General features: G+C 45.0%; 12 protein-coding genes. 11 read left to right on the top strand and 1 reads right to left on the bottom strand.

Features of this window, described 5'->3' with window-relative positions:
- The first annotated feature begins 392 nt into the window (after positions 1-392).
- Positions 393-1,067 (top strand): HEAT repeat domain-containing protein, encoded by a 675-nt coding sequence (locus QT974_RS22355; RefSeq protein WP_333470618.1) that lies wholly within the window; start codon positions 393-395, stop codon positions 1,065-1,067.
- Between the two features lie 108 nt (positions 1,068-1,175).
- Here the strand turns inward: QT974_RS22355 and QT974_RS22350 are convergent, their stop codons facing one another.
- Positions 1,176-1,433: a hypothetical protein gene (locus QT974_RS22350; RefSeq protein ID WP_333470617.1), complete on the bottom strand. Its 258-nt coding sequence runs from the start codon at positions 1,431-1,433 to the stop codon at positions 1,176-1,178.
- A gap of 102 nt (positions 1,434-1,535) precedes the next feature.
- On the opposite strand from QT974_RS22350, the gene QT974_RS22345 reads away from it, so the two are divergent.
- The 10 genes from QT974_RS22345 (at position 1,536) to QT974_RS22300 (ending at position 11,207) form a co-directional block, all read left to right on the top strand.
- On the top strand, positions 1,536-1,904 hold the full coding sequence (locus QT974_RS22345) for a hypothetical protein (protein ID WP_333470616.1): 369 nt from the start codon (positions 1,536-1,538) through the stop codon (positions 1,902-1,904).
- An 84-nt stretch (positions 1,905-1,988) separates the two neighbouring features.
- Positions 1,989-2,243, top strand: coding sequence for a hypothetical protein (locus tag QT974_RS22340; RefSeq protein ID WP_333470615.1), 255 nt, complete (start codon positions 1,989-1,991; stop codon positions 2,241-2,243).
- A 98-nt stretch (positions 2,244-2,341) separates the two neighbouring features.
- A complete protein-coding gene (locus tag QT974_RS22335) occupies positions 2,342-2,701 on the top strand; it encodes an ArsR/SmtB family transcription factor (protein ID WP_333470614.1) in 360 nt (119 codons plus the stop codon).
- 173 nt (positions 2,702-2,874) lie between these two features.
- Positions 2,875-3,582, top strand: coding sequence for an MIP/aquaporin family protein (locus QT974_RS22330; protein ID WP_333470613.1), 708 nt, complete (start codon positions 2,875-2,877; stop codon positions 3,580-3,582).
- 7 nt (positions 3,583-3,589) lie between these two features.
- The gene (arsH, locus tag QT974_RS22325; RefSeq protein WP_333470612.1) at positions 3,590-4,237 is read left to right on the top strand and encodes an arsenical resistance protein ArsH; all 648 of its coding nucleotides are present in this window, start codon (positions 3,590-3,592) and stop codon (positions 4,235-4,237) included.
- A gap of 356 nt (positions 4,238-4,593) precedes the next feature.
- Positions 4,594-4,995, top strand: coding sequence for an arsenate reductase, glutathione/glutaredoxin type (gene arsC / locus QT974_RS22320; RefSeq protein ID WP_333470611.1), 402 nt, complete (start codon positions 4,594-4,596; stop codon positions 4,993-4,995).
- A 194-nt stretch (positions 4,996-5,189) separates the two neighbouring features.
- Entirely contained in the window at positions 5,190-6,176 is a 987-nt protein-coding gene (gene arsS, locus QT974_RS22315; RefSeq protein ID WP_333470610.1) for an arsenosugar biosynthesis radical SAM (seleno)protein ArsS, read from the top strand.
- Positions 6,177-6,492: 316 nt separating this feature from the next.
- A complete protein-coding gene (locus QT974_RS22310; protein WP_333470609.1) occupies positions 6,493-7,221 on the top strand; it encodes a TVP38/TMEM64 family protein in 729 nt (242 codons plus the stop codon).
- 492 nt (positions 7,222-7,713) lie between these two features.
- Positions 7,714-10,194, top strand: coding sequence for an ATP-binding protein (locus QT974_RS22305; RefSeq protein WP_333470608.1), 2,481 nt, complete (start codon positions 7,714-7,716; stop codon positions 10,192-10,194).
- A gap of 113 nt (positions 10,195-10,307) precedes the next feature.
- Entirely contained in the window at positions 10,308-11,207 is a 900-nt protein-coding gene (locus tag QT974_RS22300) for a class I SAM-dependent methyltransferase (protein ID WP_333470607.1), read from the top strand.
- Positions 11,208-11,413: the final 206 nt, after the last annotated feature.

Here is an 11,413-nt window from a genome sequence, read left to right as displayed (position 1 = left end):
GATCATACTACCATTGCTTGCTCTTGCTTACAAACTTAATGAAGTTTTATAATACCTTTTTCGACAATCAAAATTTGATTGTCGATTGGTAATCGCTTAGTGCATAAGGGTTTTGAGCTTCCCTACTGTTTGATTATTTTGTGAAAACGGTATCAACGAGCAGGCTTTGCCTTAGGGAACGGCCCAAACACCTCGCCTGTGCTTGAATTGTAAATAATAGACTTTCTAATTGATTATTTTCATGCAATCTGAGCTTTAGATTAATAGTCTCACTAATCAGCAATCTCACTCATCGCTAATCTTGGGGCGGTTTTTACTGCCTGCTTTTTTCCTGAGACTCCCCTATAATCAAAATAACCAGAATGTAAAGTTTTACTACAAGATATACCATAATGACAACTTTAAGCTTAGAGCAAATTGCAGCCAAGTTAGAAAGCGAAAACTCAGCCGATCGCATGGTGGCTTTGGCAAACTTGCGGAACGTGCCGGCAGATGAGGCTGTACCTTTAATTAAAAAGGTGTTAAACGACGAAAGTTTGCAAGTGCGATCGATGGCTGTGTTTGCTCTGGGAGTAAAACCGACAGCAGAGTGCTATCCCATTTTAGTCAAATTGCTAGAAACTGACCCGGATTACGGGATTCGCGCTGATGCCGCAGGTGCTTTGGGCTATCTGGAAGATATCAGAGCTTTTGAGGCTTTAGTACGAGCTTTTTATGAAGATACTGAATGGCTGGTACGCTTCAGTGCGGCGGTTTCTCTGGGGAATCTCAAAGATCCGCGGGCTCGCGACGTGCTGCTGAAAGCTCTCGACTGCGAGCAAGTGGTGATCCAGCAGGCGGCAATTTCGGCCTTGGGGGAAATTAAGGACATTGGCGCGATCGATCGCATCCTCAACTTTGCTCAGTCAGAAGATTGGCTGATCCGTCAGAGGCTGGCTGAAGCTTTAGGAAATTTGCCGAGTGTGAAGAGCGTTTCGGCTTTAAAATATTTAGAAAAAGACAAGAATTCTCAAGTATCTCAAGCAGCAACAATTTCTCTCGATCGCCTTTCCCAAACAGAAGCGTAAAATTTTTGAGAGGCGGGTTCACCGAAAATCTGTAAAAGCAGTAGAATCAGATAAACCCGCCCTGCCCCGTTTGCGATGTTTTCAACAAGTTATTAGACGAGCAATTGCCTAAATTTGTGATTGATAGAACAACCGCAGATGCAGGGCAGATAAACACAGATAAACGCCGATGTTTTTCAAGACAAGAGAGTGAATCAGTGCCAGAGGTTTTTTGATTGTGTTGGCAGAGGGAGTCAAATGCCCTACAGTCAATTTAGTGTCGAACAAATTAAGACAAATTTTGGCATAACTTTTAGTAGAACGGTTGGCTTGTTTGCCGACATTTCCGAAATAGCACCAAGCAATTTTTTGCAATAAACTTTGCAATTCAATCTGCCTTTAGCACTAGAAATAAATTCGGAGAAAGCTCGCTCTGAGCTAATTGTCGCGCCGATATTAGTTGAAATTTAAAAACGGCTACCGGAACGGATGAGTTTATTTTCAGGTAGAGAGTTCAATGTAGATCCTGCTAGGGGCTTGAGCGGTGATTGCGATTTTCTGATTAGCCGATCGCCCGAACAGCTTGTCATCGAATCCCCAGTTATCGCCTTGGTGGAAGCCAAAAATGACAACATTCAATCCGGCTTAGGACAGTGCATGGCAGAAACGATCGCAGCGCAAATATTTAACCAACGTCAAGAAAAAGACATTCAGACAATTTATGGAGTTGTGACAACTGGCAGTATCTGGAAATTTTTTAAGCTACAAGGAATTGCGATCGAAATTGACACTGACGAATATTTCATCAATAATGTTGCTAAAATTCTCGGTATCTTAATAAATTTTATAGAGTGTTGACTCAAACCAGAATTTATTATTTAAGCTGCTGCGTGCAAATCGCAAGTTAAAATAGTTGTTAACATCCTAGAACCACAACCAGCCATGAATCAAGCACCGAATCCTTTTAACTCAAATCCCTCCGATCCGCTAGACCCCTTGCAGCAAGAACTTGACGATCGAGGTGAAGGATTGCCGAAACACTATCACCCGGCTACTAAGAAGACTCTGCAAAAATTATTCCTGATTTTGATAGTTGTCGGGGTAGTTATTGGGGGAATTGTATCTGTAGGGGTGATTTCGCTGCTGCAAAAGACCGGACTCACTGATGTGCCCGCGCGGGTACAGAATCAGAAGTAATATCTACTCGGAAGGATCTGTCGATGCTAAATTCAGCAATTTTCAGGGATCAAGCCTGAGAAATATGATGTTTTGTATGGATTTTTTCAAAATAATTGATGCTTAAAAATTCGACAGCCAAGCCCGATCGCATTCCAAAACCGCAAATTTCCCAAAAACTCGTCTTTGCAGGCTTTCACGCTCTTTCTGACCCCCTGCGGATTCAGATTTTGGAGTTGCTGCGAGAACAGGAGTTGTGCGTTTGCGATTTGTGCGATCGGCTGGGAGTCCCTCAGTCTAAACTCTCTTTTCACCTCAAAACCCTAAAAGAAGCCGCTTTAGTTCGCAGCCGCCAAGAAAGCCGCTGGATCTACTACAGCCTCAATTTACCTCAGTTTCTCGCCCTGGAAGATTACCTCGCCGAGTACCGCCGCTTGAGTCAGATGCTGCCGGCGCGCCCTTGTGCTGAGGGGGGTTAACATATCAATATTTTTTGATTGGGAATATCTCCGCTAAAGTAACCGTTATTGGTTCGATCGTGAGGATCTTAGTCCTCGGCTGGATGCGGAAGGGAGTCCTCACGCTCGATCCTTGAGAGTTGACGTATCAAGTTTTTTTGATATGATTGTTATGAACCAATGAGTGGACAGTGATGGGTGCAGCAGCAAAAAAGTTAGCTTCGGGCGAAAATCGAGATTGCAGGCGAGAAGCGATCGCGGAATGCCTCGGCACGTTTATGCTAGTTTTTGCCGGCACCGGCGCGGTGATGGTGAACAAAATTAGCGGTGGTTCTGTAACTCATTTAGGCGTTAGTTTTGTATTTGGTGGAGTTGTAGCCGCAATGATTTATGCGATCGGGCATATCAGCGGCGCCCACTTTAACCCAGCCGTAACCTTAGGATTTTGGGCGAGCGGTTTTTTCCCAAAATATAAAGTTTTACCTTATATTTTGGCGCAGTGTGCGGGGGCGATCGCAGCTTCGGCAATGCTTTTAATTACCTTGGGAAAAGTGGCAAATCTCGGTGCAACTATCCCTCTTAACGACAATTGGTTGCAGTCTCTAATTTTAGAAACCATTCTAACTTTTATCCTGATGTTTGTGATTCTGGGTTCGGGGCTTGACAGGCGCGCTCATATCGGTTTTGCGGGGATAGCAATTGGCTTGACTGTAGGCTTAGAAGCTGCATTTATGGGGCCGATTACTGGAGCGAGCATGAATCCGGCGCGATCGCTCGGCCCGGCTTTTATTGGCGACATTTGGGATCACCACTGGGTTTACTGGGTTGCGCCGATTTGGGGCGCACAGTTAGCAGTCGCTGTTTACCGGCAAATATCTAACGGATTTCGAGATTTTAATTGAAAGGATTATGGCAAATTTCACGCACAAACCGAGAATTCTGTTTTTATACGGCTCTTTGCGAGAGCGTTCTTACAGCCGTTTGTTGGCAGAAGAATCGGCTCGCATTATTGAGGGCTTCGGTGCCGAAGTTCGGTTTTTCAATCCTCTAGAATTGCCGATTTATGGCAGCGTTCCCGATACGCATCCCAAGGTTCAAGAATTGCGGGAATTGAGCCTTTGGTCGGAGGGTCAAGTGTGGTCTAGTCCTGAAATGCACGGCAATATTACGGGCATTCTGAAAAACCAAATTGACTGGATTCCTTTAAGTATTGGGGCTGTTCGACCGACTCAAGGCCGAACTTTGGCGGTGATGCAAGTTAGCGGCGGTTCGCAGTCTTTTAATGCTGTGAATACTTTGAGAATTTTGGGCCGCTGGATGCGGATGTTTACGATTCCCAATCAATCTTCGGTTGCTAAGGCTTATCAGGAGTTTCATGATGATGGGACAATGAAGGATTCTGCTTTTCGCGATCGCGCGATCGATGTCATGGAGGAACTGTACAAGTTTACCTTGCTGTTGCGGGAACACACCGACTATTTGACCGATCGCCACAGCGAACGCAAAGAACAAGCCGCTAAAGAGGCGATCGCGATCGCAAATCGCGCCCTGGAATAACCGGGCGTGAAGAATTACCCGGCGATTGAAATCGCGGCGACACAGACAAAACCCGCCGACGCGGGTTGAAGAATCAAGGATTTCTCTTTACACTGCGGAGGCAGACTTCGCTTGACGAGGAGCGGTTTCCAACCGCCGAGGCCTTCTTCACAACCAACAACGAACAACCAACAACCAACAACCAACAACCAACAACCAACAACCAACAACCAACAACTAACAACTAACAACTAACAACCAACAACCAACAACTAACAACCAACAAACAACAACTAACAAACAACAACCAACAAACAACAACTAACAAACAACAACTAACAAACAACAACTAACAACCAACAACCAACAAAAAAACAATGAAAAAAGTAATGTTTGTCTGCAAAAGAAACTCCTGTCGATCGCAAATGGCAGAAGGATTCGCTAAAACCATCGGCAAAGACAAAATTTCCGTCACCAGTTCCGGCTTAGAATCAAGCAGAGTTCATCCGACAGCAATTCAAGTCATGTCAGAAATCGGCATTGATATCACCGATCAAACATCTAACGCCTTAAGCGAATTCAACGCAGAAGACTACGATGCAGTAATTTCTCTGTGCGGCTGCGGCGTTAATTTACCCGAAGCGTGGGTATTGCGAGAAGTATTTGAAGATTGGCAACTCGACGACCCCGACGGACAACCAATCGAAACTTTTCACCGCGTGCGAGGTGAAATTAAAGCACGAGTTGAAAAATTAGTTGACTCTCTCAAGCCCGATTAATAGTCCTGGATGCACGGGCGGTCAGAAACCGGGTTTTTTTCGAGAAGACGCATTATAGCTCGCAAAAACCGCAAAAAACCCGGTTTCTTTGGTTTTGATGCGTCCCCGAATTTGATAATTCGTGCTAAATTATCAGAGGCGTTCCCCGGAATGCCTCTACATTCGTTGCGAGCACAGACTAAAAAATTTAGCACATGATTCAGACCGCAATCACGCCCTTCAAAAACAAACTAAACTCAGCTTTAACTAAAAAGCCGATCGCAGTTTTACAAATTAATCTAGGGAAACGCTGCAATCTCGCTTGCAGTCACTGCCACGTAGAAGCTAGCCCAACACGAACCGAAGAACTTTCGCCGGAAATATGCGAACAATTAATTGAAATCATTCGCCGTTTTCCTCAAATCAAAACTGTTGACCTCACGGGCGGTGCTCCCGAAATGCTTTACGGTTTTAAACCGCTGGCCCAAGCTGCAAGGGCGGCAGGTAAAGAGGTCATTGTTCGTTCTAATTTGACGATTTATTTTGAAAAAGGCTTTGAAGATATTCCCGAATACTGCGCGCAACACCAACTCAGAATTGTGGCGTCGCTTCCCTGTTACCAAGCTGATAATGTTGACAAAATGCGCGGTAGCGGTGTTTTTGACAGTTCGATTCTGGCGCTGCAAAAGCTAAATCAGTTGGGATACGGAAACAATCCAAATTTAATTTTAGATTTGGTGTACAATCCGCAGGTTCCGACCACAGATAAGTTTTCGCTGACAGCGGAACAGGGCAAGTTACAGCAAGATTATCAGGTTTATTTAGCCGAACATTTTGGGATTTGTTTTAATCACTTGTTCGCGATTACTAATTTGCCTGTGGGACGGACTAAGTTTCATTTGGAACACAAAAAGCTGCACAAGCCTTATCTGGGGTTTTTGGAGGATAACTTTAATCCCGGTACTTTGGAACATTTAATGTGCCGCAATGAATTGTCGATCGACTATTTGGGCAATGTTTACGACTGCGATTTTAACCAAATGGAAAATCTGTCGGCGAAAACTGGCAGCGGGGAAAGGATAACTGTTGCTAAATTGCTAGAATCTGGTAGTTTAGATGTAATTCAAGAGGTGCAAACCGCTGCTTATTGCTACGGCTGTACGGCGGGTAGCGGTTCTAGTTGTGGCGGTACGTTGATTTGATTTCAGGGAAAATTTGCGCCGATCGCAGTTTTCTATTGTGTGAAATACGGGACACGGCGCTGTGTCGTGTCAACTTAAGTTCAAACTTAATATCAGTCTTCTGTCTGGCGATTAAGGCCAGATCCCCCCTAGCCCCCGCAACGATGCGGGGGGGACAAGATTCCTCTCTTTCGTCCCCCTTCTTAAGGGGGATGCGAGGGGGATCGAGACTCGGGGACAAACCAGAGATACAAAAGATTTCACACTTAAGTTGACACTACCAAAGGCAGCGCCGTGTCCCCAAGTTGCAAGCAATTTAGACTGAGGAGTTGAGGTAATGAATGATTTGCGATCGCCCGGCGAACAAAATCCACCACCATCAAATAAGTGGAAGCTATTTTTAGGAATTGGTTTAGCTGCGGCTTTGATTGTGGCGGCAAAGTTTTTCAATTTTCAAGGAATTATCAAAAATGCCCTGGAGTCGATCGCCAATCTCGGCCCTTGGGGCCCCGCAGCTTTTATTCTGATATACATTCTGGCAACCGTTTTATTTATCCCCGGTTCGTTGCTGACTCTGGGTTCTGGCGTTTTGTTCGGAGTCGTTGGCGGTACGGTTTGCGTTTCCGTCGGCTCGGTTTTGGGTGCAACTTGCGCCTTTTTAACAGGTAGGTATTTAACTCGCGATTGGGTTTCCAAACAGATAGCAGGTAATCTCAAGTTTCAGGCGATCGACTCCGCAGTTGCCTCTGAAGGATGGAAAATTGTACTGCTGACGCGGCTGTCGCCAATTTTTCCGTTTAATTTGCTTAACTATGCTTTTGGAGTCACGCAGGTATCTCTCAAAGACTATTTTTTCGCATCTTGGATCGGCATGATTCCCGGAACTGTGATGTATGTTTATATTGGTTCCCTAGCGGGCAGTTTGGCTGCAATCGGATCTAGCGGGCGATCGCGCACTACTGCTGAGTGGACTCTGTACGGCATTGGTTTGCTAGCAACGATCGCCCTCACCGTTTATGCAACCCGTTTGGCGAAAAAAGCTTTAGATGAAAAAATTTCTCCTTGAAGCCACAGCGCAAATCTGTAACTTTGTCAACAGGGATTTCACCCTACATCATAATACATTGCTAATTTGAAAAACTCCGTATTTTCTCTGTGTTCTTTATAGTTATTTTGTTATACAAACGAGAGAGATATTAAAGATATCGTAAACCACCAACCTCAAGGGGGTATACCGAAGGTCGAAATGTAAAGTTGACGCCAAAATAAAATGCGATAGCGCGATCGAAATAAAAAATGTTGTCTTTCAGGATCGGAGTAGTTATCAAAAAAAATGGAAATGCACTCAATATCCCATCCACAAACTGCATCATTTATTGCCAATTGTTTAATATAAAATAAAACTTTTGAAGTATCCAACGCAAAAAAAGAGTGGTATGACTCCTGATTGGTGAGACCAATGAAGAGTCAAACCCTGAATATTTGCCTAATATTAATTCTGCCGGATAACGAATGAAGAATGCCGTTTGATCGATTAGACTCTCGACGAGAACATTTGATGATGCAACACCCAGCAAATCAAACCAGAGCTGTATCTGCCCAGCCAACCCACCAAGAAAAAAAGCTGCGTCACCTGTGGCAAAACATCAGGAATTCTGCTCAATCGCGGTGGCAGGAAGCGCACAGTCTTTGGCACCACAGACGGCAGCGCCGCCATTTGCTGACCCTGCTAATTCTTGGCGCCACAGCTTTAAGCATCAGCACAACTGCTTGCATCAGTTATTTCGTTGTCCGCGGACTAATCCTGGATAACTTAAAGCAAATAGCACTATTAAAACTGGAAAAAGGCACCGAGGAAATCGATCGCTGGCTCAGCAGCCGCAAAGCAGAAATAGAAACTCTTGCTTATTCTCCTACGGTTCGGACTATGAACTGGACATTAGTAGAACCTCGGTTGCAAGGAGAAGTATACAGGTTAAAAGATTATTTTGCTCTGTCATTAATTGAACCAAACGGCTCGCTAATCAACACTTTAGGCAACCGCTCAAACAACAAAGACAGCCAACACTTTCAAACAGCAATGCTAGGGAAGCTCAACGTTTCCGACCCGCTGCTCGGCCACAGTACAAAAGTTGAGTCAATCAACATTTCAGCTCCTATTTGGGCCTTACCTCCCTCTGCCAATAAAGCAATTGGAGTCCTTTCGGGCGGGATTAAATTAGACCGAATAGCATATGTCGCTAACAACTTGCAGTACGGTTCAGACAGTTATGCTTTTGCACTCAATTCAGAAGGAGTGCCAATTGTTCATCCCAACAGCAACTTAATCGGAAATCTCGACCAGCCGGCCCCAAGTTTTTCACAATCACAAGACCCGGCACTCTCCACAATTGCGCGGAAAATGATCGCTCGCCAGACGAACATCGAACTGGTAAAAATAGATAACAAATGGGTGTATGTAGCCTACGCTCCCCTAGACGAAGTTAACTGGTCGATGGCTTTAGTAATTCCTCGCCAAAATATTGAATCCCAACTACAAGCATTAAATTTGCTAACATCAGCCGTCGCCGGACTGCTTGGCCCGGCAATGATAGCAGCAATTTGGGTAATTTATTCTTCCGAAAACAATCGCACCCAAGCAGAGCGAGAAGCCATGCTCAACCGGATTGCTGGACGCATTCGCGCGTCCCTAGAATTAGACGAAATAGTCCAAAGTACAGTCGAAGAACTCGTAAATTTGCTACATCTAGAACGGGCGGCTTTTGGTTGGTACGAACCGCAAAACAAAATGTTACAAATCCTGTGGGAATCTTGTGAATCAGATTGTCCCAAAGAAGTCATAAAGTTTGAGTCTTACTTGGTCGAAAATTTATCGGTATGCAGCGACCACGAATGCGAGCCAATTATTCTGACCAGCGATACTTTGGCTGATGGTACAAGTCAATGGATCGAACTTAACGCTAATAGTTATTTAGCCGTGCCAGTTCAGACAAAAAACCAACCGCAGGGTTATTTAATTTGCAGTCATTCTACTCATTGGCTTTGGAGTGCAGAAGAAATCCAACTGTTAAAAGCTGTAGCAGACCAACTAGCGATCGCCATTACTCAATCTCACCTTTACAGTCAAACCCAAAACCAAGTAAAACTGCTCAATGGTGCCTTACACGAACTCAAACAAACACAAACTCATTTAGTGCAGAGCGAAAAAATGTCATCCCTAGGTCAAATGGTGGCGGGGATAGCGCACGAAATTAACAACCCGGTCAACTTCATTTCGGCTAATTTGCCTCATACCACAAAATATTCGCAAAATTTATTAGACTTGGTGAGTTTGTACAGAGAAACATTTCCCGATATCCCGCAAAAAATTGCCGATTTTTCCGAAGAAATAGAGCTAGATTTTATAGAGGAAGATTTGCCGCATATTTTGAATTCAATGAAAATAGGCAGCGAACGGATTCGCAGCATAGTTCTTTCTCTGCGAAACTTTTCTCGTCTCGATGAATCAGACAAAAAGCTGGCGGACATTCACGAAGGTATGGACAATACCTTGCTGCTGCTCTCCAACCAAATTAAAAATAGAATTTATATCGTCAAGAGATATGGAAAACTGCCTTCTGTAGAGTGTTATCCGTCTCAGCTAAATCAGGTGTTTATGAACTTGCTGAGCAATGGAATCGATGCCTTGAACGAGAGCGATCGCCTGGATAAAATCATTACTATTTCCACGGGAGTAGCTCGCGAAAATGGCGTAAAATTTATGAAAATATCGATCGCCGACAACGGGCCGGGAATTCCTGACACAATTAAAGACCAGATTTTTAACCCATTTTTTACAACGAAACCCGTGGGTCAAGGCACTGGTTTGGGATTAGCAATTAGCTACAAAATTGTAGTGGACGGACACGGCGGCAGCATCAAAATTTCTCAACCTCCGGGTGGTGGGACAGAGTTTATGCTAAAAATTCCGATTACTAAGGAGCATCCCGCAGCAAGCAGGAATAGGGAAGTTAGGCAACAAGCAATGTACCGGAGGTAAACGCCAATCAATCGCAAATCGCAAATCGCAAATCGCAAACCGCAAACCGCAAACCGACTGATTCTCGGGCTGCGATTCGCTAAAATTAAAAGAGTTTTTGTGAAAGGAGTTTTATGGCTGTTGGCAAGGATACAATTTTTGAGCGGTTTTTGTCGCCCCTGATTCGACTGGCGATCGACGAACAAGCACTGAAACGACTCTACGAGGGTATCGACTGGGAAACAGCGGGCGATCGCCACCGACAACCCAACCTAGTTTATCCCGAATATTACAGCAGCCAAAACTTTCACGGCATCAAAGGCGGCTACCTCAACCCCAGTGCAGCCGTTTCCTACGATCCAATCACGCAATACGTTTTGCCTCCCCACGAAACAGTCGTCAGACAATGCTTAATTGATGCTGTGCGGGTGAAACCCCGCCGAATTATCGATTTGGGATGCGGCACCGGTTCGACGACCTTGATGCTCAAACAAGCCTTTCCCGAAGCGGAAGTTGTCGGGCTGGACTTGTCGCCATATATGCTCGTAGTCGCCTCCATGAAAGCCCAAAAAGCCGACTTAAATATCGAGTGGTTGCACTCCAATGCCGAAAGCGTGCCTTTTGCTGACGCCAGCTTCGATTTAGTCGCAGCTTCCTTGCTGTTTCACGAAACGCCGCCTGCTGTCTCGCGGGCAATTTTGCGAGAAAGCTTCCGACTGCTGAAGGTTGGGGGACAAGTGGCAATTTTGGACGGAAATCAAAAAACTTTGCGACAGACAGAGTGGCTGACTGATATCTTTGAAGAACCTTATATTAAGTCTTATGCCACTGGTAGTATGGATGCTTGGGTGGGGGCAGCGGGATTCGGGTCGGTGCAAACCCAGGAACATTGGTGGGTGCATCAGGTAACGCAGGGTGTGAAACCTCTTCCTGGGGAAGAGTTGGAACCTGTGCGTCAGGCGAAGGTGTGGAATCCGATCGATTTGGTTCCTGATTTTGATGGCGATTTACCGGGCATTCCAGCACCAGCTTGATCGGTTGACAGTTGATAGTTGACAGTTGTCAGTTGACATTTGTCAGTTGACAGTTGTCAGTTGACAGTTGTCAGTTGACCTGTGACAGTTGACAGTTGTCAGTTGACCTGTGACAGTTGACCTGTGACCTGTGACAGTTGGTGTTCCGATTACCAATAACCAATAACCAATAACCAATAACCAATAACCAATAACCAATAACCAAT

The organism is Microcoleus sp. BM001215392 (assembly GCF_036700185.1).
Classification (GTDB): Bacteria; Cyanobacteriota; Cyanobacteriia; order Cyanobacteriales; family Microcoleaceae; genus Microcoleus.
This window is presented reverse-complemented; position numbering and strand designations above follow the sequence as displayed.